23 protein-coding genes, 1 tRNA gene and 2 pseudogenes are annotated in these 23,793 nt (G+C 62.4%); 7 read left to right on the forward strand and 19 right to left on the reverse strand.

Annotated features, from left to right (window positions below):
- Window positions 1-27: 27 nt before the first annotated feature.
- Window positions 28-999 (reverse strand): LD-carboxypeptidase, encoded by a 972-nt coding sequence (locus tag XANALMUS060_RS11200; protein ID WP_052688145.1) that lies wholly within the window; start codon window positions 997-999, stop codon window positions 28-30.
- A 198-nt stretch (window positions 1,000-1,197) separates the two neighbouring features.
- Window positions 1,198-1,765: pseudogene (locus XANALMUS060_RS22025) on the reverse strand (IS5/IS1182 family transposase); the annotation flags it as partial.
- 574 nt (window positions 1,766-2,339) lie between these two features.
- On the opposite strand from XANALMUS060_RS22025, the gene XANALMUS060_RS11205 reads away from it, so the two are divergent.
- Window positions 2,340-3,704: an NAD-dependent succinate-semialdehyde dehydrogenase gene (locus XANALMUS060_RS11205; protein WP_045738477.1), complete on the forward strand. Its 1,365-nt coding sequence runs from the start codon at window positions 2,340-2,342 to the stop codon at window positions 3,702-3,704.
- A gap of 72 nt (window positions 3,705-3,776) precedes the next feature.
- On the opposite strand, the gene XANALMUS060_RS11210 is transcribed toward XANALMUS060_RS11205, so the two are convergent.
- The 6 genes from XANALMUS060_RS11210 to XANALMUS060_RS11235 form a co-directional block, all read right to left on the reverse strand.
- Entirely contained in the window at window positions 3,777-4,769 is a 993-nt protein-coding gene (locus tag XANALMUS060_RS11210; RefSeq protein ID WP_045738478.1) for a magnesium and cobalt transport protein CorA, read from the reverse strand.
- 37 nt (window positions 4,770-4,806) lie between these two features.
- Window positions 4,807-6,072 (reverse strand): DUF4105 domain-containing protein, encoded by a 1,266-nt coding sequence (locus XANALMUS060_RS11215; protein ID WP_200894043.1) that lies wholly within the window; start codon window positions 6,070-6,072, stop codon window positions 4,807-4,809.
- Entirely contained in the window at window positions 6,069-6,950 is an 882-nt protein-coding gene (locus XANALMUS060_RS11220) for a transporter associated domain-containing protein (protein ID WP_045738479.1), read from the reverse strand. Before XANALMUS060_RS11220 ends, XANALMUS060_RS11215 begins: the two co-directional genes overlap by 4 nt.
- A gap of 110 nt (window positions 6,951-7,060) precedes the next feature.
- Window positions 7,061-7,645 (reverse strand): hypothetical protein, encoded by a 585-nt coding sequence (locus tag XANALMUS060_RS11225; RefSeq protein WP_052688146.1) that lies wholly within the window; start codon window positions 7,643-7,645, stop codon window positions 7,061-7,063.
- Between the two features lie 184 nt (window positions 7,646-7,829).
- Window positions 7,830-8,315, reverse strand: coding sequence for an rRNA maturation RNase YbeY (ybeY, locus tag XANALMUS060_RS11230; protein ID WP_045738480.1), 486 nt, complete (start codon window positions 8,313-8,315; stop codon window positions 7,830-7,832).
- 205 nt (window positions 8,316-8,520) lie between these two features.
- Window positions 8,521-8,596 (reverse strand) — tRNA-Ala (locus XANALMUS060_RS11235).
- Window positions 8,597-8,865: 269 nt separating this feature from the next.
- On the opposite strand from XANALMUS060_RS11235, the gene XANALMUS060_RS11240 reads away from it, so the two are divergent.
- Window positions 8,866-9,264, forward strand: coding sequence for an H-NS family nucleoid-associated regulatory protein (locus XANALMUS060_RS11240; RefSeq protein WP_045738481.1), 399 nt, complete (start codon window positions 8,866-8,868; stop codon window positions 9,262-9,264).
- Between the two features lie 89 nt (window positions 9,265-9,353).
- On the opposite strand, the gene rnd is transcribed toward XANALMUS060_RS11240, so the two are convergent.
- Entirely contained in the window at window positions 9,354-10,439 is a 1,086-nt protein-coding gene (rnd, locus tag XANALMUS060_RS11245) for a ribonuclease D (protein ID WP_045738521.1), read from the reverse strand.
- Between the two features lie 199 nt (window positions 10,440-10,638).
- Here rnd and XANALMUS060_RS11250 point away from each other — a divergent pair, with 199 nt between their 5' ends.
- Entirely contained in the window at window positions 10,639-12,411 is a 1,773-nt protein-coding gene (locus XANALMUS060_RS11250) for a formylglycine-generating enzyme family protein (protein ID WP_082065087.1), read from the forward strand.
- Window positions 12,412-12,640: 229 nt separating this feature from the next.
- Here the strand turns inward: XANALMUS060_RS11250 and XANALMUS060_RS11255 are convergent, their stop codons facing one another.
- From XANALMUS060_RS11255 to XANALMUS060_RS11285, 6 genes are all read right to left on the reverse strand, one after another.
- Window positions 12,641-12,919, reverse strand: coding sequence for an oxidative damage protection protein (locus XANALMUS060_RS11255; protein WP_045738483.1), 279 nt, complete (start codon window positions 12,917-12,919; stop codon window positions 12,641-12,643).
- Window positions 12,920-12,972: 53 nt separating this feature from the next.
- The gene (gene mutY / locus XANALMUS060_RS11260) at window positions 12,973-14,034 is read right to left on the reverse strand and encodes an A/G-specific adenine glycosylase (protein WP_045738484.1); all 1,062 of its coding nucleotides are present in this window, start codon (window positions 14,032-14,034) and stop codon (window positions 12,973-12,975) included.
- Window positions 14,035-14,207: 173 nt separating this feature from the next.
- Complete coding sequence (gene ftsY / locus XANALMUS060_RS11265) at window positions 14,208-15,494, reverse strand: signal recognition particle-docking protein FtsY (RefSeq protein WP_045738485.1); 1,287 nt, start codon at window positions 15,492-15,494, stop codon at window positions 14,208-14,210.
- A 364-nt stretch (window positions 15,495-15,858) separates the two neighbouring features.
- A complete protein-coding gene (locus XANALMUS060_RS11275; protein ID WP_045738487.1) occupies window positions 15,859-16,149 on the reverse strand; it encodes a hypothetical protein in 291 nt (96 codons plus the stop codon).
- A 214-nt stretch (window positions 16,150-16,363) separates the two neighbouring features.
- Window positions 16,364-16,660 carry a peptidoglycan-binding domain-containing protein gene (locus XANALMUS060_RS11280; protein ID WP_045738488.1) on the reverse strand — a complete coding sequence of 99 codons (297 nt, stop codon included), beginning with the start codon at window positions 16,658-16,660 and terminating at the stop codon, window positions 16,364-16,366.
- The gene (locus XANALMUS060_RS11285; protein WP_052688147.1) at window positions 16,660-16,944 is read right to left on the reverse strand and encodes a peptidoglycan-binding domain-containing protein; all 285 of its coding nucleotides are present in this window, start codon (window positions 16,942-16,944) and stop codon (window positions 16,660-16,662) included. The genes XANALMUS060_RS11280 and XANALMUS060_RS11285 overlap by 1 nt, the downstream gene beginning before the upstream one ends.
- Window positions 16,945-16,958: 14 nt before the next feature.
- Between XANALMUS060_RS11285 and XANALMUS060_RS18615 the strand changes: the two genes are divergently transcribed.
- Window positions 16,959-17,606, forward strand: a complete 648-nt coding sequence (locus XANALMUS060_RS18615; protein WP_161795408.1) for a hypothetical protein — start codon at window positions 16,959-16,961, stop codon at window positions 17,604-17,606.
- An 869-nt stretch (window positions 17,607-18,475) separates the two neighbouring features.
- Here the strand turns inward: XANALMUS060_RS18615 and XANALMUS060_RS22030 are convergent.
- A pseudogene (locus tag XANALMUS060_RS22030) lies at window positions 18,476-18,673 on the reverse strand (hypothetical protein); the annotation flags it as partial.
- 22 nt (window positions 18,674-18,695) lie between these two features.
- On the opposite strand from XANALMUS060_RS22030, the gene XANALMUS060_RS20560 reads away from it, so the two are divergent.
- Window positions 18,696-18,953, forward strand: coding sequence for a hypothetical protein (locus XANALMUS060_RS20560; RefSeq protein ID WP_161795409.1), 258 nt, complete (start codon window positions 18,696-18,698; stop codon window positions 18,951-18,953).
- A gap of 215 nt (window positions 18,954-19,168) precedes the next feature.
- Here XANALMUS060_RS20560 and XANALMUS060_RS11310 read toward each other — a convergent pair whose 3' ends face one another.
- The gene (locus XANALMUS060_RS11310) at window positions 19,169-19,816 is read right to left on the reverse strand and encodes a hypothetical protein (RefSeq protein WP_235430455.1); all 648 of its coding nucleotides are present in this window, start codon (window positions 19,814-19,816) and stop codon (window positions 19,169-19,171) included.
- Window positions 19,817-20,151: 335 nt separating this feature from the next.
- Between XANALMUS060_RS11310 and XANALMUS060_RS20565 the strand changes: the two genes are divergently transcribed.
- Window positions 20,152-20,310 (forward strand): hypothetical protein, encoded by a 159-nt coding sequence (locus XANALMUS060_RS20565; RefSeq protein ID WP_161795410.1) that lies wholly within the window; start codon window positions 20,152-20,154, stop codon window positions 20,308-20,310.
- A gap of 85 nt (window positions 20,311-20,395) precedes the next feature.
- Here the strand turns inward: XANALMUS060_RS20565 and XANALMUS060_RS11320 are convergent, their stop codons facing one another.
- Window positions 20,396-20,620, reverse strand: a complete 225-nt coding sequence (locus tag XANALMUS060_RS11320) for a CstA-like transporter-associated (seleno)protein (RefSeq protein ID WP_045738493.1) — start codon at window positions 20,618-20,620, stop codon at window positions 20,396-20,398.
- Window positions 20,620-22,692, reverse strand: a complete 2,073-nt coding sequence (locus XANALMUS060_RS11325; RefSeq protein WP_045738494.1) for a carbon starvation CstA family protein — start codon at window positions 22,690-22,692, stop codon at window positions 20,620-20,622. The genes XANALMUS060_RS11320 and XANALMUS060_RS11325 overlap by 1 nt, the downstream gene beginning before the upstream one ends.
- 229 nt (window positions 22,693-22,921) lie before the next feature.
- Here XANALMUS060_RS11325 and XANALMUS060_RS11330 point away from each other — a divergent pair, with 229 nt between their 5' ends.
- On the forward strand, window positions 22,922-23,782 hold the full coding sequence (locus XANALMUS060_RS11330; protein WP_045738495.1) for a pirin family protein: 861 nt from the start codon (window positions 22,922-22,924) through the stop codon (window positions 23,780-23,782).
- Window positions 23,783-23,793: the final 11 nt, after the last annotated feature.

Raw genomic sequence — 23,793 nt, forward strand, 5'->3', positions numbered from 1 at the left:
GACTAGGACCTGTTTGACAGCCCCCATTTACAGATCCCGATCATGCGTCACAGGCGGTTGAGTCAGATTACATAATCCGGATGGCTCACCACATGAAATATCCGCACGCTGATTCATGATGAATGGTTGATTATCTTTGCCGTGACCAAATTTAGGGTAATAATAGACGGGATAGTTGACTCTTTTTGCAAATCCCTGCATCACATGCCTATATAATGACGCTTCATTTTCCCCTGCATTCAGGCTGTGAAATTCACCAAAAATCACGGCGTTTGGTCGAAATTTTATGTTGTATTGAATTTGGTGTAGAGTTCTATCGAGCTGCTCAGGGGAAACCCCCTTATCTTCCAGTAAGATTATTTTTTCAGAGTAAATGCTTTCATAAATTGTTGAAAAAAATGACCGCAGCAGCGTCAGATTTCCACCATCGATTTTACCGCTTACGCTCTTTAAAGCCAGGCTATTCAGTGGTTCGACGCCAGCGTAGTTCACTCCTTTATCAAAGGCCTGAAATGCCTCAATCAGGCTGCTGTTCATGTTAATAACTTTCTTGCTATCCAATTCATGCATTTCCTTGTTGTACTCGGCAAGCACACCATGAATACTAGGCCAGTTCAATTCATGATTCACAAAGCTGTGAATAGCAGTGACATCACTGAAGCCGATGATGATTTTTCGCGTTGATTTCGATATCAATGCTCGGTTCTCATGCAAGGCAGGATAAAGATTGAGTGCGCCGTAACCACCCCTGACAAACCAGAGGTATTTCACATTCTTATCGCTTAGCGCCTTTATCAAAGTTGCCGCACGTTTTTCATCATTATTCACATAGCCGAGCAAGGTGGGATTCTGATCCAGGTATCTCGTGTCGGCCACATAGCCAAGTCGGTAAAGAAACGCCTTGATTTTCGGTATGACTCTCTCGTCATACCGCGAGGAGCTTGCAATAAGGTAAACCTTCTCCTTAGTTGAATCTACATCTAAAGCGTGGGCCGCCACTGGCTTCACTGAATTATATGAAATAAATAAAATTAAACAAAGAATAATTATTCTCATTTTTACTTATATCCTCGATTGAGTAAATTATGAAGCAACTAGGTCTAATTACAGAAAATAAAACAACATTCACTCAGTTCGCACTTCAAATTTCGTGGTTTCGCACTTTTTCGGCAAATTCCTGAGAAAATTCCAGGATCGCAGACGCAACTTCCCTGCAGCAGACAGCCATTGCGCTCGCTTCAGGCACAGGTTCAATAGTGAAAACAGTGTCGGCAATTGCACCGTATTCTTGGAAAATCCGCGATAAAGCACCTTGAGATAGCCGAATGGCGCTTGATGACCCAGAACGGGTACTTCAGCGCTCGGCACATTTCAATTCGCCCTTGTTGTTGATCTGCTTAAGCTTCGACGGTTTCTCCGCGATCAGCTCGCATTTGGACACCATCATCCCTGTGCGTCTCCAACCAGGTATCGCCGCTATAGCCGCGCACCGTATTTTTCTTGCCGTGCAGCAGTTTTTGCATCAGGGTGATGTAAGCGGCGTTAGCTGCCATACATTCCCACGTGCTGGAACAGCCCAGATTCGTCAAATAATAATAGGTTGCCCCTCTTCATCCGGTGCATCTCTCTATCGTGTTCACCGTCCTTATTTTTTGTCGAACGAATTTGGCGCGATAATGATCGTCGCTTCAAAGATATTTCCGCCGTGCAGGTTTTTGCTCTGGCGAGAAAGATATGCATTTCCCCAGTTAACCAGTTTATTGGATGACGCAAATTTGAGGAATTTGGCTGGATCAGCACCATCATTTCCTTTCACGGCACACTTCACTAGGCGTTTGCTTGCGCTTGCCGTTGTACTCCGTATCGCCAAAGTTCAGTTGCATCGAAATTGTTCAGCCGAGTTATTGAGGGGGCGTCAAATCAGAACGTAGCCGATCAGGCGTTATGATATTTTTTAACAAACATATTATTCATAAATGAATTATAATTTCATGATTTTTTTATTTGTGTGCCGCTTATCTCAAGATTGTTCTTCAATCAGAAGAGCGACGGTGTTGTGCAGCATGGTTTCAACGCAACGAATCTGTCTTTGCCGTCGTGGATTGTCCGTGCGTGTTTTGGATTTTCGAGCAGGGCGATACGACTGGGTTGCAAGAGATGGTGGAGAAGCCTGATCGGATCGGCTCCTTACCGTTGACAGCCAAACCGCGGGAACCTACCTGAAGAGCACCGAGTGCTTTCGTTATGACGTCGTGGTGCCGCAGGCCACCGCGGCACCACGACGTGGTGGCAACCTTCTTCACGCTAGGCTAAACACAGGTTTTCCGAGAGGGCTCGCGATGTCTTACGCCACGATCAATCCCACCACCGGACAGGTCGAATACTCCGTCGAACTGATGGATGCCACCGCCATCGAGCAGCGGCTGGCTGCTTCGGCGCAAGCGTTCCCGGCTTGGGCGGCGATGTCGTTGACGCAGCGCGGTACCTTGCTACGCGAGGTCGGTGCGCAACTACGTGCGCAGCGCATCCCCTTGCAACGGTTGATGACCGCGGAGATGGGCAAATTGCGCCATGAGGCACTGGCCGAGGTCGACAAGTGCGCGGCGGCCTGCGATTACTATGCCGAGCATGCGGCGGATTATCTGCGCGAGCAGCTTATCGCCACCGAAGCCTGCCGCAGCTACGTGCGCTACGAGCCGCTGGGGTGTGTGCTGGCGGTGATGCCATGGAATTTCCCGCTCTGGCAGGTGTTCCGCTTTCTGGCACCGGCGCTGATGGCCGGGAATGTTGCTTTGCTCAAGCACGCCACCAATGTGCCACGCTGTGCCGATGCGATCCATGTGCTGTTGCAGGCGGCTGGTGTTCCGAGCGGGGTGTTCGATGTGTTGCACATCGATAACGACCAGGCTGCCGAGGTGCTGCGCGATGCGCGGGTGGCTGCGGTCACGCTCACCGGGAGCGAACGCGCTGGCCGTTCCATCGCCGCCAACGCCGGCGGACAACTGAAGAAGTGCGTGATGGAACTAGGTGGCAGCGATGCGTTCGTGGTGCTGGACGATGCTGACGTGGAGGCGGCAGTGGCCGCCGCTGTGCAGTCGCGCTTTGATAATGCCGGGCAGACCTGCATCGCGGCCAAGCGTTTCGTGGTGGTGCAGGCGCTCGCCGATGCGTTCGTGCAGCGCTTCGTTGCGGCGGCGCACGCGCGCCGTCTTGGCGATCCACAGGACCCGGCGACCACGCTTGCGCCGATGGCGCGGCAGGATTTGCGCGATGCCCTACACCATCAGGTGCAGGCCAGCATTGCCAAGGGCGCCACGCCGTTGCTCGGCTGCGCGCCTGACCTGAGCACCCATGCCGGCTATCCGGCTTCCATCCTGGATCACGTGGTGCCGGGGATGCCGGCCTACGACGAGGAGTTGTTCGGTCCGGTCGCCGCGATCCTGCGCGTGGCCGATGAGGCCGAGGCGGTGCGCGTGGCCAACGATACGGTCTTCGGGTTAGGCGGTAGCGTCTGGAGCGCGGATCGTGATCGCGGCGAACGCGTCGCCTGTCAGTTGCACTGCGGTACGGTGTTCGTCAACGCCAGTGTCAAGAGCGATGTGCGCCTGCCGTTCGGCGGCGTCAAGCGTTCTGGTTTCGGTCGCGAACTGGCGGCACATGGCATCCATGAGTTCATGAACATCAAGTCGGTCTATGTGGGGTGAAACCCCGTGGCCGCGGCTTGCTCGGACAATCTCAATCCGCTCTGGAGCTGCTTCATCGCTCGGCGTTGGTCATTACAGCCATTTCGCCCGCTTGAACGCCGCATACAACCCCAGGCACACCGCGCCCACGCCGCCGACCATCAGCGGATAGGCCAGTGGCCAGTTCAGCTCTGGCATATGTTGGAAGTTCATGCCATACCAACTGGTGATCAGCGTGGGCGCGGCGAGTAGGGCGGCCCATGCGCCGAGACGCTTGACCGTCTCGCCCTGGGCCAAGGTGACCAGCGATAGATTCACGCTCAAGGCGGTGCCCAGCATCTCGCGCAGGGTGTCGATGGCGTCGTTGGTGCGCACCGCGTGGTCGAGCACATCGCGCAGGTAGAGCCGCACTTCGTCCGGGATCAGCGGGCCGGGATGACGCTTGAGATGGGCGAGCACATCCTGCAACGGGGCCACACCCAGCCGCATCTGGTTGAGTTCGCGCTTGAGTTCGTACAGGCGGATTGCGGTGTCGCGGCGGTACGATTCGGCGAAGATGTCGCTTTCCAGGCGTTCCAGGCTGTGCCGGAACGCGTCCAGGATCGGTTGGTAGTTGTCCACGATGTAGTCCAGCACCGCGTACAGCGCGTAGGATGGCCCCAACTGCAGCAGTTTGGATTCGCGCTCCAGCCGTTCGCGCACCGGCGCATACGGCAGCGAGGCGCCGTGGCGCACTGTCAGCAGAAAGCGAGTGCCCAGGAAGGCGTGGGTCTCGCCGTAGACGATGCGCTCGTCGATCACCTGCGCCGTGTGCACGGCCAGGAAAAGTGAATTGCCGAACGCCTCGACCTTCGGGCGCTGGTGCGCCTTGCGCGTGTCTTCGATGGCCAGATCGTGCAATTGGAACTCGTCTTGCAGTTGCTCCAGCACCGTGTCGTCGGGTTCGTACATGCCGACCCACACGAAACCATCGTCGCCGGCCAGGGCGTCGCTGATCTGTGCCAAGGCGATGTCGTGACGACGACCGTGGCCATCGTAGTGCACGCAGTTGATGACGCAGGCAGGATTGCTGGGGACAGAAACCATTAGATAGACCCGTGCGTGGCGGAATCGTGCGGCAAGGTCAGGGCAACCCGCGCTGGCGAGTCAGTGCCCAGGCAAGAGCCGTGTGGATCGGCAGCAGCAGTGCGATCCATTGCAGGTTGAATTGCGGCTGCAACATCGACAACCAGTGGATCAGCAGCGTAGCCCCAGCCAGTGCCGTCACCGTCCACAGCAACACGGCGAACCAGCGCCCTGGACGATGGCCGCGCAGCACACTCAGGGCGCCGATCAGCAGCGGCAGGCACAGCGGATCCAGCAGCAGCAGATTGCGGTTGCCCCACGCCGCGCGATGCGCGCTGAAACCCCACAAGTACAGCAAGACGCAGCCGCCGAGCGCGCAGAGCAGCCAGAAGGGCATCGCCAGTGTCGCCAGCCAGCGCGGATGTCGGCCCAGTGCCAGCACGCCTGCCGCGATAGCCAGGCCGAGCAGCAGCCACGGCCAGCAATGCCGTGCCTGCTCCGGTGGTTCCGGGGCCAGCCGTTGTGGCAGGAGCCGTTGGCGTGCCTGTACCAGCGGGCGGCCAGCATTGTTGTGGACCTCGTTCAAACTCTCGGCCAAGCGCATCGGGACGAACGCTTCGTCCCAGCGCGACAGCGGCTGATCTGCGAACGGCCCTAAACCCAGGTCGAATCCCAGCCACATCCAGGATGCAGGCGAGGCCAGTCGTACCGACTCGCTGCGGTAGGTGTTGCCGCGCGAACGTCCGGCCAGTTGCGCGTGCAGCGCGCCGCCCATGGCCTTGTCCAAGGTGTCGCGCACCATGGTGGCGCAGTTGGCGGTGTAATAGTCGTAGCGGTAGCGCGCGTTTTCCGGTCGTGCCCGCCAGGCCAGCGCTTGTGCGAGCGCGCGTGCCTGCGCCGGGGCTAGATCCAGCCACTGGATGTCCACCCCACGGCCGGCCTCGCGGTACTGCTCCAGATCTTCCTGCAGTGGCAGTGCCATCAGGTAGTAGCGCATGTCGCCGGCGGCGAAGCGGCTGACGAAGCCTGCTTCGCTGGGGTCGAAGAAGCCGAAGTTGTACGAAATGGTTTGGCCATCGCGCGGGTCCTGCACCACGAGTGCATCGTGGCCGAAGCGCTCGAAGAACACATCGCCCGGCTGCATGGTGGCCACGCCGATGCGCGGTGTCGTGGCGTCGGCCGTCATCGGCGCGGCCAGCGCTGGTGGTGACGTCAGCGCGTCGTTCTGTGCGAATGTCAGCGCGGACCAGAGCGTCAGCAGTAAACTCAGACAGACGTGCGGCCAGCCGCGTCGGCGCGCGTCAGGCGGGCGGGGCGCGTTCAAGCCGCTTCCTGCGGGTCGTTTGGCAGGATGGTGAGGTGGAACGCTTGTACCCGGCGCGCGTCGGCGCGTGCCACACGGAACGCGAAGCGTCCCATGGTCAGTTCCTCGCCGGTCTCGGGCAGGTGGCCGATTGCCTCGGTGAGCAGTCCGCCGATGGTGTCGTAGTCGTCGTCGGAGAAGTCGGCGCTGAAGCGCTCGTTGAAATCCTCGATCGGCGTCAGCGCGTCCACCACGTACTGGCCGTCGGCCTGTGCCGCGATCAGCGATGCCTCGTCTTCGGCATCGTCGTGCTCGTCGTCGATCTCGCCGACGATCTGCTCCAGCACGTCCTCGATGGTCACCAGTCCGGCCACGCCGCCGTATTCGTCGACCACGATCGCCATGTGGTTGCGCGAGAGTCGGAACTCCTTGAGCAGCACGTTGAGTTTTTTCGACTCCGGGATCAGCACCGCCGGACGCAGCAACTCGCGCACCGTGCCGGGGCCATCGTCGGCGACTACCCCGCGTAGCAGGTCCTTGGCCAGCAGGATGCCGAGGATCTCGTCCTTGTTCTCGCCATGGACGGGGAAGCGGGAATGGCCGGATTCGACCACTTGCCTCATCAGATCCAGGAAGCGCGCCTCCGCTGGCAACGACACCATTTGCGAACGCGACACCATCACATCGCCGACGGTCAGTTCCGAGACCGACAGCGCGCCTTCCATCATGCGCAGGGTGTCGCTGGCGATCAGGCCATCGTGCTGGGCGTCGCGTAGGACTTCGACCAGTTCATCGCGGGTGTGCGGATCGCCGGAGAACACCGAAGTCAGCCGTTCAAGCCAGCCGCGGCGCTTTTCGTGGGGTTCGGGGGAGGAGCTACTCGGGCCTTCTTCGGACATGTTCTGAGGGTATTCGCCTGATCGAACGGGCGTTAGGCGTAAGTCTAGCAGGGCCATCGCGAGCGCATTACGACACGCATTGCAGGCACGCGGTGCCCGCCGATCCGGGCTCAGCCCCCGCTGGGCTGCGTATGCAGCACGTCCGGCGCTGGCGGCGCGCCCGGCACCTCTGGCAAATCCAGGCTGTAGCTGCACCCGGCCAGGGTCTTGCCCGGATGCGACTTCACCGTGGAGACGCTGAGGATGATCGACTCGATCATCGGCTCGCCGGTCTTGGGGTCGTGCACATCGCGACTGAGCACTTCGCGGCCGAACATGGCCTTCTCCGGTGTATCCACCGCCGCTTCCAGTTTCAGTTGCTTGGCCAGCGCTCGCGGATCGGGCAGGTCCAGGATCGCCATCACGCTGGCGCCGGAAAAGGCAATCCGGTCGGTGCTGTAACCGTACACGTGGATTGGCCGAGCCAGTGCGTATTCGCTCATGAAGAGGTTGGTCTGCGGCAATGGCCGCCATCCATGTGCCACGGCTTTCAGTGGATCGCTCAGCAGGGGCTTCAACGCATCGAAATCGGTGACGTGCTTGTGGCATTCCAGCAGCGCCGGCAGGTCGATTGCAGCGGTGGAGGTGGTGTTGGCGGCGGTAGCCGGCACTGCACAACTGAGCGCGAGCAGAAGTAACGAGGAACGGGTCGGCATTGGGAGCCCCGGGCGGCGAACAGGTAGTGACAGTGCCGCTCCACGCTACCATCCGTGCCGCTGGCTGACCAGCGCGCCAGCGATGGTTGCTGGTGTTGGCGAATGCGACGCCAGCTCGCACTTGCAGCCCTCCAACAGGCGCGATGAGCGCGATGGTCTTGCCGCAATGCAGTGGATGCTCGGATCAACGCTCGCCGGCGTAGGGATCGGACAGGCCAAGTTCGGCCAGAATCTCGCGTTCCAGTTGTTCCATCGCCTCGGCCTCCTTGTCGTCCTCGTGATCCCAGCCGAGCAGGTGCAGCACCCCATGCACCGTCAGATGCGCGTAGTGGGCATTGAGTGGTTTGCCCTGTTCGGCGGCCTCGCGCGCCACCACCGGCGCGCAAATCACCAGATCGCCAAGCAGCGGCAGCCGGATTCCCTTGGGTAGCCCGTCGGGCAGTTCGGCCGGGAAGCTGAGTACATTGGTGGCGTAGTCCTTGCCACGGTAGTGCTGATTCAGTGCGCGGCCTTCGCGTTGGTCGACCAAGCGGATCGCCAGATCGGCTTCGCGGATGCGTCCTTTCAGCGCCACCGCGACCCACTTGCGGAAGCTGACCGCCGCTGGCAGCCCCGCACGCGGCAGGGCGTAGCTGACGCCGACATCAAGACGGAGGGGGCCTTTGGTCATAGCGAAACTGCTGAGCGGCATGGACAGGAGATGACAGTATCGCGCCTGTGTTCTCTTGTCGCGACATTGGCGAGCCGGGACATGCGCGATGGCCTTCGCCAGAGTTGGCTGGTCCAGGCTTGTATTGCACTGAATACGAAAAAGGCCGGAAACCCTGTAATGTCAGGACTTTCCAGCCTTGGTCGTACCGTCTAGGACGGGAATATGGTGGAGCGGAAGGGGATCGAACCCTCGACCTTCGCATTGCGAACGCGACGCTCTCCCAGCTGAGCTACCGCCCCACGTAGAGCCATAGTTTAGCTGGAGCCAAGGCCGCATGCCAAGGGGGCGCTGCCTCGTCTGCAATGGGAGTAGGGCGACCCAGGTGCTGTGCTGCATCGCGCTGCAACGACATCTGCGTCGCTGGTGTTGTTTATTCGCCAGAACGCCATACATTTTATCGGTCGATACCGATATACTGCCGCACCGAAATCTCCAAGCGTGATTTCGCCTTTCCGGACGCTATTATTCCGTCCATTCCAAACATTCACGACAGAAATAGGTCTTTTCAATGACGGAAGTTCGCAACTTGCAACAGATCGCCGAAGCCAAGGCCAAGCTGCAAGAAGAAATGCGCAAGTTAGAAGAGCAGGAGAAGCAGGCGCGCGAGGGTCAGACCAATGCGGCGCACGCCAACGTGTTGTCCCTGCTGGAGCAGTTTGCCGAGTTTTTCACCGCCAAACAGCGCAACGAGATCGCTTCTTATGTCACCAGCCCAGCGCCCAAGGCCGCCAAGGCTGCCAGTGGTCGTAGCGATGTCAAGCCGAAGTATCAGTTGCCGCATACCGGCGAAACCTGGTCTGGCCGTGGTCGCACGCCCAAGTCGTTTGCCGCATGGGAAGGTACCGCCGCTTATAACGAGTGGAAGGCGCGCCACCCGGAGTTGAAGTTTCCGCTGTTCAAATATTGATCCGGCCGTAAAGGCCAGGGGCTGGCCTTTTATGCAGGATTCTTGATTTTCCGCGGGCTCGACCGGGTGTGCCGGTCGAGTCGCTGCGGCTAGCGCACGCCGTTCAGCAGTGGTTGCAGCCGTGGTTCCAGTTCGCGCCGGCGCCAGCCGGCCAGCGGCAGCGGCCATTGCGCGCTTTCCAGCAGCGCTTCCAGATGTTTGCGCGAGGCGAGCAGGCCGTCGGGCAGGCCGAGCTCGGCGCTGCGTGCGGCGACCGCATCCTGGAGTCGCTTCAATGTTGCCTTGTGGCTGTCGCTGGAGGCCTGCGCCAGTGGCGCGTCCGTCTCGTCCGGCAATGGCGTGGTCAGCGCCTGCCATACCGCATCGCCCAGCTTGCGTGGTGCTTGGGGATGTTTGTCCAATAGCGCTTGCAGGCCGTGGCGATCGTCCGGTGGAGAGCGTGCCAGCGTGGCGGCCAGTTCGTTGTCCAGGATCCAGCTGCGTGGCTTATCGCTATGCCGGGCCTGTGCATCGCGCCAGCGCAGCAGGCGTAGCAGGCGCAGTTGCGCGGGACGTTCCATGAACTGCGCTGCGCGCATGCTCAGGTGTGGCCAGCGTTCTGCGTTCTCCTGCTCCACTGTACCGAGCAGGCGCTCGCCGTCTTCCTGTAACCAAACACTGCGATCCAGCACCTGCAGCCGTGCGTGCAAGCTGTCGTGCAGCGCGAATAAATGGCGCACGTCGTCGGCGGCATAGTCCAGTTGTGCGGGCGAGAGCGGGCGGCGCAGCCAGTCCGAGCGCGTCTCGCCTTTGGTCAGGTGAATGCCGGTGATCTCCAGAACCAGCTTCTGGTAGCCCATGCCAGCGCCGATGCCGGCCAAGCCGGCCGCGATCTGGGTGTCGAACAGCGGCCGCGGCAACGTGCCGCAGGCGCACTTGAACGTCACCAGATCCTCGCTGGCGCTGTGCATGATCTTGAGGATGCCTGGATCGCTCAGCCATGGCGCTAGCGCCTGCGGCATGTCGGGGATCAGCGGATCGATCAACAGGATCTCCTCGGCTACCGCCATTTGCACCAGCGCCAGTTGCGGCCAGTAGGTACGTTCGCGGACGAATTCGGTATCCAGTCCGATCCTGGTTGGTCGTTGCGCCAAGCGCTCAGCCAGCTCGTTGGGGTGCTTGATCCAATAAGGCACGTGATTTCCGATTGAATGCAGGGTTTGCTCAGGCAGGCGAGAATAGCCTAACGTCGTCTCGTCGGTCGCACGCGCGCAGGGCGCGCGTGTCACGAGATCAATCTGTTCGGAGGATAAGGTGCGCACGAACGGCGCGGTGATGGTCTGGATTCTGCTGGTGGGGATGCTTGGAGGCTGTGCACGGCAGACGTCCACGCCGATGCCGGCTGCGGCGGCACCGGCCAGAGCGGTGCGTGCGCCCAGTGTCACCGTCGGTGGCGAAGACGCCGCGCAGATCGTGATGCAATGGCAGCCGCCGCTGCCGACGCTCGCACGCAGCGGCCTGGCCCAGGCGCGGCGCGATGCCGCGCGTGCGTTGGCCGAGGACCATCTATTCGAGGATGCGCAGGCGGCGATTCCACTGTATCTGGCTATCCGCACGCTAGCGCCGAAGGATCGCGTCGCACGCGACGGCCTGCGCAAGGCGCGACGGCGGCTGTTGCAACTCGGCGAGGACGCGCTGCGCGACCCGGAACGTTCGGATGCGGTGCTGGAACGCGTTGACCGCATCGCGATGGTGGCGCGCTGGCTGGATGCGGAGGATCCGGCGCTGTGGCGTCTGCAGCAGCGGTTCGAGACCGCATCGCGGGTGTTGGCCTACAACCGTGCAGGTGAGGACGACCTGCGCGCTGGTCGGCTCGGCGAGGACGGCAGCGGCGGGGCGCTGGCCAATTTCCGCGAGGCCCAGGAACTGGATGCCGATGACGCGCGTGCGCGGCAAGGCGTGGCGGCGGTGGAAAGCGCGTTGATCCGGCGTGCCGAGGTGGCCGCCATGGCATCGGATTTTGCCGCTGCCGACATTTGGCTGGCGCACGCTGGGCGCGTGCGCGATGACGCCGTCACTGTGCACGATGCGCGCGAGCGAGTGGAACAGATGCGTATCGCGCGGATTGCGGCGTTATGCGACGCCGGTCTGCGCGATCTGGTCACGCCGGCCGGCTTGAAAGCTGCGCGTGCGCGGCTCGAGGAAATGTTGCGTATCGCCGATCCTGGCGATCCGGTTGCCGCCATGCTGCGCGAGCATATCGATCTGGTGGCGCATTACGGCAGCTTTCGCCCTGGTCAGGTATTCGCCGACGCCATGCGCGATGGCACGCGCGGCCCGCAGATGATTGTGGTGCCGCACGGTGGCTTCCGCATGGGCGCCGGCGAGAGCGAGCCGAATGCCGCACCGAGCGAGATGCCGCAGCACTACGTGCGCTTCGAGCGTGGGTTCGCCATGGCGATCACGGAGGTCACGGTGGCCGAGTTTCGCCGCTTTGTCCAGGCCACGCAGGTGCGACCACGCGCGACCCGGCGTGGCCACTCTACGGTGTACGACGAACGCAGCGGCAACTTTGTGCGTCGCAGTGGCGTGGACTGGCAATCGGACTACAAGGGGGCGCGCGCGGCACCGAACAGCCCGGTGATCCACGTCAGCGTGCGCGATGCCGAGGCCTACGCGGCCTGGTTGTCGCAGCAGACCGGACGCCACTATCGGTTGCCGAGCGAGGCCGAGTTCGAATATGCCTTGCGCGCCGGTAGCCAAGGTCGTTATCCCTGGGGCAACGCCGCCACGCCGCCGCGCGATAGCGGTAATTTCACCGGCAGTGGCGATCTCTCGGCCAGTGGCCGACATTGGAACAACGCCTTTGTTGGTTACACCGATGGACTTTGGGGGCCGGCGCCGGTTGGCAGTTTTGCCGCCAATGTGTGGGGGTTGCACGACATGGCGGGTAACGTCAGCGAGTGGGTCGCCGATTGCTGGCATGCCAGCTACCGACGCGCGCCCGCCGATGGCGCGGCCTGGTACAACCCCGGTTGCCGCTCGCGGGTGGTACGCGGCGGCAATTGGGCCAGCGCCCCGGAGCAGACCCGTGCCGCGTGGCGCTCGATGCAGGATTCGGACAGCACCAGCGCCCGCGTGGGTTTTCGTTTGGTGCGCGGTATTTGATTCTGTCTGACGCCGGTTAAGACAACGGCACGCCCTTGCTTGGTGTGCGTTGCTGACAGCGGAATGACGGCGCATGGTGCGCTGTCGGGTTCATCGTGACGGGGCATGATCCGTTGCGCGCCATCGGCAGCAGTCTTATGCCGCGTCCGCAGGCAGGGCCATGCAGGTAGGCACGCGGTTGCGATGGCGACAAGGGGGGGGGGGCGTCGGCCCTGCCTCGGTGTGGCGCTCAGCATTCCTGTTCGGGCGCGACATAGCCTTCGGGCTTGGCGGCACCGCCCTGGAACAGGAATTTATCCAACTCCGCCTCCAGAAAAGCGCGATGCTTGGGGTCGCGCGGCGATAGCCGATTCTCGTTGATCAGCATGGTCTGGTGCGCCAGCCATGCCTGCCAGCCGGCCTTGCCGATCTGCGCGAACACGCGCTTGCCCAGTTCGCCGGGGTAGGGCACGTAGTCGAGGCCCTCGGTGTCGCGTTGTTGGTAGTGGCAGAAGACGGTACGGGACATAGCGGTTCCTGAGAGTGCGTCGTGGCGCTGGTGCGTGGGGTACATCACACCGGCTAAAGACCATCGAGCAGTTTGCGGATCGGTGCCGGCAGGCCGAGCGCCGATAGTGCGGCACGCGCGACCCAGCGCAGGTCGTCATTGTCGCGCAGCGCATCGCGCAGGGCGACCTTGCGCAGGCGTAGCGGCTGCAGATGCAGGCGATAATGGCTGAAGGTGTGAACGATGGGCGGTAGTGGCTCGGCCGCGTCGAAGGCGCTGCCGCTGGCATGGCGGGTGAACCAGTCGCGCAATGTGCTTTCGGTCTCGGCCTGCGGCAGTGTCCATAGCCCGGCCCAGATGCCGGTTGGCGGCCTCCGCTGCAGGAGCAGATCGCCGGCGGCGTTCTCCAGCAGCAGGGCTACCGCCTCGCGTTCTGGCAGGGTCTTGCCGGGCTTGGGCGTGGGGAGTGCATCGACCAGGCCGTCGCGGCGCGCCACGCAGTCCTCCTGCAGTGGGCACAACACGCAGGCCGGATTGGCGCGGGTACACAGGGTGGCGCCGAAATCCATCTGCGCCTGGGTGTAATCGGCCATGCGGCCGTCGGGAACTGCACCGACATGGGCCTGCGCCATCGCCCACAGAGGCTTTTCCACCGCAGGCAGGCCCGGATAGCCGGCGATGCCGTGGTAGCGCGTCAGTACGCGTTTGACGTTGCCGTCGAGGATCGGAAAGCGGTCGTTCCAGGCCTGGCTGAGAATCGCGCCGGCGGTGCTGCGTCCGATTCCCGGCAGCGCGTTCAGCGCTTGGAAATCGCGCGGCAGCTCGCCGTCGTGCAACGCCACGCATTGCTTGGCCGCCGCATGCAGATTGCGCGCACGTGCGTAGTAGCCCAGCCCCGCCCATTGCGCCATCACCGCGTCGTTGTCGGCGGCGGCCAGTGCGGACAACGTGGGGAAGTGCGTCAGGAAGCGCAGGAAATACGGGATCACCACCGCCACCTGGGTCTGCTGCAGCATGATTTCCGATAGCCACACCCGGTAGGGGCTGCGTGGATGCTGCCACGGCAGGTCGTGGCGCCCATGGCGGTCGAACCAGGCGAGCAAATGGGCGGCAAAGTGGTCTGCGGGCTGGCGCATCGGTGCGGGAGTGCTCTTGGTTCTCATCGGCACAGGCTGCTAGCCAGTGTGTATGAGGCACTAGGCGCAGCATGACGGGATTGCAACGGTAGCTGCATGGCAAAGTGTGCTTGTTGCACGAGTGGTTCTCTGCAGTGGTGCGCTGCGCAGTACAACGGCGGCCAACCGTCGGGTCAGCCGCCGAGCGCCTCGGGCAGCAATGCGTCGACGAATGCCTCGGCATCGAACACGCGCAAATCCTCGGGGCGTTCGCCGATGCCGGCGAAGCGGATCGGGATGCCGAACTCGCGCGCCAGCGCGAACACCACGCCACCTTTGGCCGTGCCGTCGAGCTTGGTCACCACCAGCCCGGTCACGCCGACCGCGGCATGGAACTGGCGCAACTGCGACAGCGCGTTCTGCCCGGTGGTGCCGTCGATGACCATCAGCACTTCGTGTGGTGCGTTCGCATCCAGCTTGCCGAGGACGCGACGGATCTTGCCCAGTTCGTTCATCAAGCCGGTCTGGGTGTGCAGACGACCAGCGGTATCGGCGATCAGCACATCGGTGCCGCGCGCCTTGCCGGCTTGCAGTGCGTCGAACGCCACCGAAGCGGCGTCGGCGTTTTGGCCCTGTGCGATGACACTCACGCCGTTGCGCTCGCCCCAGATTTGCAACTGCGCCACCGCCGCGGCGCGGAAGGTATCGCCGGCGGCGAGCATCAGGCTATGACCTTCGTCCTTGAAGCGCTTGGCCAATTTACCGATGGTGGTGGTCTTGCCGACGCCATTGACGCCGACGGTCAGCAGCACGAAGGGTTTGGCGTTGGCGTCGATCTGCAATGGCCTGGCCACGGGGCGCAGGATCGCCAGCAGATCCTCGCGCAGTGCGCGCTGCAGTGCTGCGGCGTCGGCGAACTCGCGTGCTTTCATGCGCTTGCGCAACTGCTCGATCAACGCGGTGGTGGCGGGAATGCCGACATCGGCGGTGATCAGCGCGGTCTCGATTGCATCGAGCAGATCATCGTCGAGTTTGGGATTGCGCGAGAACAAGCCGCCCACGCTGCGCGCGAAGCTGCTGTTGCGCAGGCGCTCGCGCCAGCCGGGTTTGCCCGCCGGCGCGGCGGGTAAGGCATCGCTGCGCACCAGGCCATCGTCGGCTGCCACTGCGGTGGTTGCTGCAGGAGGGGTCGGCGTGGAGATGGAGTGGGGCGGCGCGGCAACTGGTGGGGGGGCGTCGGTGTGTGCTGGTGGAGCCGATGTCGGCAGTGGTTCGGCAGGTGGAGGAGCGATGGCTGTGTTCGACATCGGCGCAGACGGTTCCGTCGCGCTGTGTGTGGGCGCCGTCGGTTCGGCGTCGGCGGCAGGCGCCGCGCCAGCGGACTTCGGGAAGGCCGCAGCCAATTCCTCGATGCTGTAACGTGGCGCGCGGCTTTCGCCAGCGTTGTCCTGGGGCTTGTTGCGGCGGAATAGGCTGACCATGGATGACGCGTGGTGCGGAAACGGTCCATGCTACCACTTGCAGCCGATTGGCCTTACGCAACGCTGCCTTGGGTGTTTTTTAGGAGTTCATTGCCGGCGAATAGGTAAATAGCCAGGAGCGACGTTTGGGAGGCCGCAGATCCTCGGCAGTGATCGCCACGGGAGCAGTGACGTGGCTTGGCGGCTCTGGTGGTGCATGGGACGTTTCCCGTGCCAGCCAGGCGACAGCATATTGCTCGTGCGTTGCCTGCGCGTGCTGTTCCTGCTGCAATTGCACGATCCGTGCCTGTTCCCGCACCTGCAATTGGGCCGTCTTTGGTTTATCGAACGAGGCGGCGTCCGCGTGTATCGCGTGCGGTGGCGCTCATGCCATCGGTCTGGCTATCGGCCATACGAATGCTCGTATTTTGGCTGCTGCCGCATGGCCGTCAACTCTGTCTGCTTCCTGTACCTGCTGCTGGTTCTGCACCTGCTGCAGCGTGGACTGCACCGATGGGGCTGGCTCGCGCAGGTCCAGCGTGAAGTGCTTATAGCAGACATCGATATCGCAGCCCTCGAAAATATCGCCCTTGACCACGAAATCGTTTTTCCCTGCTGGTGTCATATCGTAGATCGCCATCTTGCCGACGACCTGATGCAGGCGTTCCTCGGACATCGGAATGCCCTTTTCCTCCAGGGTGGCCTTGGTCTGTGCGTAGAGCGCGTGCAGCGGGGGGGGAATTGGGGCTGCTGTAGGGTTCCAGCGCTTTGGGTGCTGCCTGCTGCTGCGCAGTGGCGAGGTCGGGGCGAGGCGGGTTCGGGCGCTCGGCGAAGACATCGGTCGAATGGGAAGGCGCAGGCAGACATCGGTCGAATGGGAAGGCGCAGGCCTAGCTTGGTCTGCCAAATGGCGGACGGTCGGTGGCAAGGTCCTGTGTCTTCTGCCGCGCGGCGAACTGCGCATGCGTCTGCAGCGCTTCGAGCGTGCCTGGGTCGGCGATACCGGTCGGCTCACGGCCAGCCCAACGCTGGAAGTTCTCCACCGCCTGTTGGGTGCGTGGACCGTAGTGCTTGTCGTCCCGGATGGCCTTGCCATCGTGGTCGGTGGCACCGATGGCCTGCAAGTGTTGTTGCAAGGACTGCACGGCGACGCTGCGGTCGCCAGGCTCCAGGGGATGTGCCGTCATCAGCGGGAGCTGTGGTCGGTGGCAAGGTCCTGTGTCTTCTGCCGCGCGGCGAACTGCGCATGCGTCTGCAGCGCTTCGAGCGTGCCTGGGTCGGCGATACCGGTCGGCTCACGGCCAGCCCAACGCTGGAAGTTCTCCACCGCCTGTTGGGTGCGTGGACCGTAGTGCTTGTCGTCCCGGATGGCCTTGCCATCGTGGTCGGTGGCACCGATGGCCTGCAAGTGTTGTTGCAAGGACTGCACGGCGACGCTGCGGTCGCCAGGCTCCAGGGGATGTGCCGTCATCAGCGGGAGCTGTGGTGTGTGTGCGCCACTGGCGGGGTGTGCAGCATCGGCTCGGCGGCCTGACGCTGTTCGTGTTGATGCGAACGGGTGTCTTGGCTGTGGCGCTGGTCGTGTTCGCGTTCGTGTTGCTGTGCATCCATGGCTTGGCGGTGCAACTGCGCGTGTTGCTGCGTGATCTGGTGTTGCTGCTCGCGCGCTGCCTGCGCTTGCTGTTCCTGCTGCTGCAATTGCGCGATCCGCGCCTGTTCCTGCATGTCCACGCTGGCCGGTTTCGCCACTGGCGGGGTGTGCAGCATCGGCTCGGCGGCCTGACGCTGTTCGTGTTGATGCGAACGGGTGTCTTGGCTGTGGCGCTGGTCGTGTTCGCGTTCGTGTTGCTGTGCATCCATGGCTTGGCGGTGCAACTGCGCGTGTTGCTGCGTGATCTGGTGTTGCTGCTCGCGCGCTGCCTGCGCTTGCTGTTCCTGCTGCTGCAATTGCGCGATCCGCGCCTGTTCCTGCATGTCCACGCTGGCCGGTTTTTCACATGGGCAGCAGTGCTGTGCTGTGGAGGCGGTGCATGTACATGCGTGGGAGACCGCACCAAATGCGGCGCTTGGTGTTGCTGCGCCTGTTGCCTGTCCACGACAGGATGTGGCGTGGATGCGGCTGGCGCGCTCTGACCGAACCACTGCCCTGGATGGGTGACGGTCTCGTAAGCTTGGCCGGCAGCATGTTCGGGCAGCAGTGCTGTGCTGTGGAGGCGGTGCATGTACATGCGTGGGAGACCGCACCAAATGCGGCGCTTGGTGTTGCTGCGCCTGTTGCCTGTCCACGACAGGATGTGGCGTGGATGCGGCTGGCGCGCTCTGACCGAACCACTGCCCTGGATGGGTGACGGTCTCGTAAGCTTGGCCGGCAGCATGTTCGGCCGCAGCATTGATGACGCGTTCGACAGTGGGACCACTGGCCGCGTAGGCATGTTCGGCACGCCTCTGCAGCGCCAGTGCTTCCGCCTTCGCCGCCATGGCGGCAGTCGCGCCAGGATTCAGGGCCATGTGATGACGCGTTCGACAGTGGGACCACTGGCCGCGTAGGCATGTTCGGCACGCCTCTGCAGCGCCAGTGCTTCCGCCTTCGCCGCCATGGCGGCAGTCGCGCCAGGATTCAGGGCCATGTTCAGTAGCTCGCGGTCCTGATGTATGTCCTGGCGAACATGGTCAAAGGCGGCCTTGTTGTGCGCGTAGTTGGCTTGTTTGGAGCTGCGCCAGCCTCTCCGGGGACAGCACGCGAGCTGCGCCAGCCTCTCCGGGGACAGCACGCTCTGCGGGCCAGTGAAGTGTGTACCGCTGTGATCGCCCATGCGCATCGCCCGCAGCGGATTGGGTGACGATGCGCCGTGGCTGACGTCGAGGTAGTGCGCGTCTTTGAGCGCTTGCACATTCTCTGGAGTCGCCAAAGTCACCACCGTGCCGTAATGCCGACTGGCCGCACTCACCGGATCACCTGCCAGGACGTAATTGGTCACCGCCGTGCCGCCCTCCGGCACGTCCACCGTGCCGTAATGCCGACTGGCCGCACTCACCGGATCACCTGCCAGGACGTAATTGGTCACCGCCGTGCCGCCCTCCGGCACGTGATGACGCAGGCTCACCGCGCCGTAAGCGTTGTAGGTGGAGCCGGCCAGGCCGAATTCCGCCGCTTCGATCTGCGCCAGCGCGCCCCCGAGAGAGTGGCCAGTGACGGTCACGTGGTCTTTGGGAATGCCCTGCTTGGCTGCTTTGGCGAGCATCTGCGCGGTGAACGCATCGGCAGCGGCTTTTGCCCCCGAGAGAGTGGCCAGTGACGGTCACGTGGTCTTTGGGAATGCCCTGCTTGGCTGCTTTGGCGAGCATCTGCGCGGTGAACGCATCGGCAGCGGCTTTTTGCGGATTGACGGCGTCGCGCACCATCGTGGCATCGACGGCGATGTCCTGGAGAGTGGTGAGCGCATGCTGCGCTTTTTCCGCCTTGGTCTCTCCGGTAAATAAAGCCGGGTCGGTGCCACGGTAGGCGATGATGATGTTACCAGTCGCGATATTTTGATATGCAGTCGCGTGGAATCCGGTAATCGGGTCGTTTGCGTAACCAAAGAATTGGTGCCAGTGTCCATTGAGAAGAACTTTTTTATGTTTCTCAATATCGACTTTTGATCGATTGAAATACGAGTCATTGGCTGCGTCAGCGCGTACTTGATCGGCAGTGTTCATGGCTTAACTTCCTTGATAGCAATGGTGACGGGAAAGAACTCACTCGGGTTCTGTTTGTATTCAGGACGAAGAGGAGAGTAGTCAGGTGCGCCATAGTGAGCGAAAGACCGATCTCCATACGCGTTCTTCTTGAAATAAGTTGTCTCAGGGCTATCACGCAGGAGTTCTTCAAACGCACCACTCCAAGCAAACCTAACGCCTTTTGCTATGGCACTGGCACTAACGCTGGTGACATCCCAGTGGCACATGCCAAGCTTGAAGTAATCCTCGTCCAACAAGGCGTCGCGGTAGAAATATCCCTTCCACGTGTGATCGTCCACCTGTGTCATGGGAACATCGAGCCCGGTATTGGGCATGTGTCGTTGGCCAACGAGCGGGATCATCGGCACGCATTTCGGGTTGATGACGTCATATCCGATGTAGGCCCCCTCAAACGTATCCCATGGCCCCGGCGCATGCGAGGTGGCAATCACTTCGTAGCGTTTGACCGGATGCGGATTGAGGTGACCGGTAGCNGGGTACGGCAGTGGCGCGGGTTTGCGCTTGGGTTCCACCGGCAATCCGCCAGGTGGCAGTGGCCCAAGCTCGGCGCGCACCCGCGCATTGATGATGGCCATATCGCGCAGGAGCTGCAGATCGTGCATCCTCGGGGGAATGGAGCACAGATGCGGCGGCTGGCGGGTACGGCAGTGGCGCGGGTTTGCGCTTGGGTTCCACCGGCAATCCGCCAGGTGGCAGTGGCCCAAGCTCGGCGCGCACCCGCGCATTGATGATGGCCATATCGCGCAGGAGCTGCAGATCGTGCAGCCGATCGCGCACCTTGAGTTTGCGCGGGCGATAGGGATTGTCGCTGTGATCGTCGTGATCGTCGGTGTCCTGGCTCATCGCGCGTGACCTCTCCTTTTGATTTTGAGTTTGCGCGGGCGATAGGGATTGTCGCTGTGATCGTCGTGATCGTCGGTGTCCTGGCTCATCGCGCGTGACCTCTCCTTTTGATTTTGAGCAAGCAAGCATCTCCCATGCGCTTGCGATCTTACGTCACGAAGCGGATGCCGCCACCGTCCGACCTGTCCATTGGGTCTTTGAAGCCATGGCCGGTGGTGGTCATGGTATGGCGCACGACCAGCCAACAGCGTGACAGGATGCATCGGCAAGACAGCGACGCCCGCCCGATGCGCCGCCGAGGCCATGCGCTCGTCCATGGCCTGCACTGCATGGACGACTCAGCAACAACGAAACCCGCTCTTGCCGCCGTAGCGCGCTTCCTGGCGCTCGCGGAAGAAGGTTTTGTAATCCATCGGTTGCTGCTCCGGATGTTTCTCCAGCATATGCCGAACGTAGTTGTCGTAGTCGGGAATGCCGCAGCACAGTCGTGCGGTCTGCACCAGTCGTCGCCACAATCGACGGTGCGCTTGGTATTGGCCGACGGGGACCAGGTCGGTACGCATCACAGATCCGCCATTTGGTGTGGTTGTAGTGTGACGTAGGGAGTTTCGCGGTCGCTGCGCTGCGGCTTGCGGCGTGCGGCGAGGATGGTCTTGATCGAGTAAATCAGGATCGCCAGGACCACGCACAGGAACAACACCGTCAGCCCGGTGTTGACGTAGGCGTTGGTCACGATCTGCTGCATCTGCGCCATCGACGTGGCCGGTGCGGTGATTGTGCCGCTGGCAATGGCGTCGCGGAAGGTATGTGCTTGTGCCAGAAAGCCTTGCGTGGGGTCGGCGTCGAAGAGTTTGATCAGCCCGGCGCAGGTGGTGCACAGCAGCAGCCACAGCGCCGGGATCAGGGTCACCCAGGCGTAGCGGTCGCGTTTGAGTTTGAACAGCACCACCGTGCTCAGCATCAGCGCGATACCGGCGAGCATCTGGTTGGAAATGCCGAAGAGCGGCCACAGTGTGCGAATGCCGCCATACGGATCCTTGACTCCGGTGTACAGCAGATAGCCCCACAGTGCGACGCAGCCGGCGGTGGCGAGTATATTGGCTCCCCACGATTCGGTACGGCGCAGCGCCGGCACGAAGTTGCCGAGCAGGTCCTGCAGCATGAAGCGGCCGGCGCGGGTGCCGGCGTCGACCGCCGTGAGGATGAACAACGCTTCGAACAGAATCGCGAAGTGGTACCAGAACGCCATCATGTTCTCACCCGGCAGCAGTTGGTGCAGAATCTGCGCGATGCCCACCGCCAGGGTCGGCGCGCCGCCGGCGCGGGCCAGGATGCTGCTTTCGCCAATGTCGTGCGCGGTCGCCTGAAGGACGTCCGGGGTGATGCTGAAGCCCCACTCCGAGACCTTGGCCGCGACCGCGATGGCGTCGTGGCCGACCATCGAGGCCGGCGCGTTCATCGCGAAGTACACGCCCGGCTCGATGATCGAAGCCGCGACCAGTGCCATCACCGCGACGAACGATTCCATCAGCATGCCGCCGTAGCCGATGTAGCGCATATGCTGCTCGTTGGCGAGCAGCTTCGGCGTGGTGCCGGAGGCGATCAAGGCATGGAAGCCGGATACCGCGCCGCAGGCGATGGTGATGAACAGGAACGGGAACAGGCCACCGGCCCACACCGGGCCCATGCCGGTGTGGGCATAAGCGGTGATCGCAGGCATCTTCAGCTCGGGCATGACTACCACGATGCCGATGGCCAGTGCGAGGATGGTGCCGATCTTGAGAAAGGTGGACAGGTAGTCACGCGGCGCCAGCAGCAGCCACACCGGCAGGACCGAGGCGACGAAGCCGTAGCCGATCAGCAGCCAGGTGACCTGCATGTCGGTGAAGGTGAAGGCGGCGGCCCAGACCGGATCGGCGGCGATGCGACCGCCGAACCAGATCGCCGCCAGCAGCAGGATCAGCCCGACCACCGAAATCTCGCCGATCTTGCCAGGACGTAGGTAGCGCATGTACACGCCCATCAGCAGCGCGATGGGCATGGTCGCGATCACCGTGAACATGCCCCACGGGCTTTGCGCCAGGGCCTTGACCACCACCATCGCCAGCACCGCCAGGATGATGATCATGATCAGGAAGGCGCCGAACAGGGCGATGGTGCCTGGAATCTGCCCCATTTCCTCGCGCACCAGCTCGCCGAGCGAGCGACCGTCGCGGCGGCTGGACAGGAACAACACCATGAAATCCTGCACCGCGCCGGCCAGGACCACGCCGACCACCAGCCACAACAGGCCGGGCAGGTAGCCCATCTGCGCGGCCAGTACCGGCCCGACCAGGGGCCCGGCACCGGCGATGGCGGCGAAATGGTGGCCGAACAACACGTGTTTGTTGGTCGGCACGTAGTCCAGGCCATCGTTGTTGACGACAGCGGGCGTGGCCCGTGTTGGGTCGAGTCGCATCACTGTGTCGGCGATGAAGCGGCTGTAGAAGCGGTAGGCGATCAGGTAGATCGAGACGGCGGCGACCACGATCCACAATGCGTTGATGGGTTCGCCCCGGCGCAGGGCGAGCGTGCCGAGACAGAACGCCGCCAGCACGGCGAGTGCGGCCCAGGCCAGTTTGGAAACGCTTTTCATGCAGCGTGTACTCCTAGAGTTATGCGACAAGCGTCGCCGCGATGCTGCGGGCGGTCAAGGCCGGCCATTGATATTGGGTGCTCACCTGCATGTGGCCGCGACACAGCCACGGCCACCGGCAGTGGCCGCGTCGACATCTGCACGATGGAACGATGGGTTGCGCTGATCACGGTTGGCTGCTGCATTGGTCGCTCCCATAGTGATGACTTACCCAGCGAGATTGCCTGCCATGACCGACACCTCCACGACCGACCCGGCGCGCATCCTGCGCACGATTCGCGGCCATGCCACCGCCGATGGCGATGGGGTCAAGTTGACCCGCGTGATCGGCGGTGGCGAACTGCCCGAGCTGGATCCGTTCCTGTTGCTGGACGAATTCGGCACCGACCGCGCCGAAGACTATATCGGCGGCTTTCCCAGCCATCCGCATCGCGGTTTCGAGACGGTCACCTACATGCTCGATGGCCGCATGCGGCACAAGGACAACCACGGCAACGAAGGTCTGCTGACCCCGGGGAGCGTGCAGTGGATGACGGCCGGTCGTGGTTTGGTGCATTCGGAGATGCCGGAGCAAGAGTCCGGGCGCATGCGCGGTTTTCAGCTATGGGTGAATCTGCCGGCGCGCGAGAAAATGACCGCGCCGCGTTATCAGGAGTTCGCGCCGGAGCGCATTCCGCTGATCCAACCGGCTGCGGGCGTGACGATCAAGGTCATCGCCGGGCAGATCGGCGAAATCCATGGGCCGATTGCGCAGCCGGCCACCGATCCGTTGTATCTGGACATCGCGTTGGCCGCGGATGCGAGCTGGTCGTATCTGCTGCCATCCGGACACAATGCGTTTGCGTACATGTTCGAAGGCGCGGCGGTTGTGGGCACGGGCGCGCCGGCGCGGCCACTGTCCGCGCAGACCTTGGCGGTGCTTGGCGGTGGCGATCTATTACAGCTTCATGCTGGGGAGCGGGGGGCGCGTCTGATCCTGGTGGCTGGGCGGCCCTTGCACGAGCCGGTGGCACGGCATGGACCGTTCGTGATGAACACGCGCCAGGAATTGATGCAGGCCTTCGTCGATTTCCAGGAAGGGCGCTTCTAAGCGCAGCATAG

Origin of the sequence: Xanthomonas sp. MUS 060 (assembly GCF_000963215.1) — a bacterium.
Taxonomy (GTDB): Bacteria; Pseudomonadota; Gammaproteobacteria; order Xanthomonadales; family Xanthomonadaceae; genus Xanthomonas_A.

Bases quoted from the DNA above. Each gene is read 5' to 3' on its own strand.
- XANALMUS060_RS11205 (WP_045738477.1), top strand. From the start codon at position 2,340: ATGTCTTACGCCACGATCAATCCCACCACCGGACAGGTCGAATACTCC.
- XANALMUS060_RS11210 (WP_045738478.1), bottom strand. From the start codon at position 4,769: ATGGTTTCTGTCCCCAGCAATCCTGCCTGCGTCATCAACTGCGTGCAC.
- XANALMUS060_RS11220 (WP_045738479.1), bottom strand. From the start codon at position 6,950: ATGTCCGAAGAAGGCCCGAGTAGCTCCTCCCCCGAACCCCACGAAAAG.
- XANALMUS060_RS11225 (WP_052688146.1), bottom strand. From the start codon at position 7,645: ATGCCGACCCGTTCCTCGTTACTTCTGCTCGCGCTCAGTTGTGCAGTG.
- ybeY (WP_045738480.1), bottom strand. From the start codon at position 8,315: ATGACCAAAGGCCCCCTCCGTCTTGATGTCGGCGTCAGCTACGCCCTG.
- XANALMUS060_RS11240 (WP_045738481.1), top strand. From the start codon at position 8,866: ATGACGGAAGTTCGCAACTTGCAACAGATCGCCGAAGCCAAGGCCAAG.
- XANALMUS060_RS11250 (WP_082065087.1), top strand. From the start codon at position 10,639: ATGCCGGCTGCGGCGGCACCGGCCAGAGCGGTGCGTGCGCCCAGTGTC.
- XANALMUS060_RS11255 (WP_045738483.1), bottom strand. From the start codon at position 12,919: ATGTCCCGTACCGTCTTCTGCCACTACCAACAACGCGACACCGAGGGC.
- mutY (WP_045738484.1), bottom strand. From the start codon at position 14,034: ATGCGCCAGCCCGCAGACCACTTTGCCGCCCATTTGCTCGCCTGGTTC.
- ftsY (WP_045738485.1), bottom strand. From the start codon at position 15,494: ATGGTCAGCCTATTCCGCCGCAACAAGCCCCAGGACAACGCTGGCGAA.
- XANALMUS060_RS11275 (WP_045738487.1), bottom strand. From the start codon at position 16,149: ATGTCCGAGGAACGCCTGCATCAGGTCGTCGGCAAGATGGCGATCTAC.
- XANALMUS060_RS11280 (WP_045738488.1), bottom strand. From the start codon at position 16,660: ATGACGGCACATCCCCTGGAGCCTGGCGACCGCAGCGTCGCCGTGCAG.
- XANALMUS060_RS11285 (WP_052688147.1), bottom strand. From the start codon at position 16,944: ATGACGGCACATCCCCTGGAGCCTGGCGACCGCAGCGTCGCCGTGCAG.
- XANALMUS060_RS11320 (WP_045738493.1), bottom strand. From the start codon at position 20,620: ATGCGTACCGACCTGGTCCCCGTCGGCCAATACCAAGCGCACCGTCGA.
- XANALMUS060_RS11325 (WP_045738494.1), bottom strand. From the start codon at position 22,692: ATGAAAAGCGTTTCCAAACTGGCCTGGGCCGCACTCGCCGTGCTGGCG.
- XANALMUS060_RS11330 (WP_045738495.1), top strand. From the start codon at position 22,922: ATGACCGACACCTCCACGACCGACCCGGCGCGCATCCTGCGCACGATT.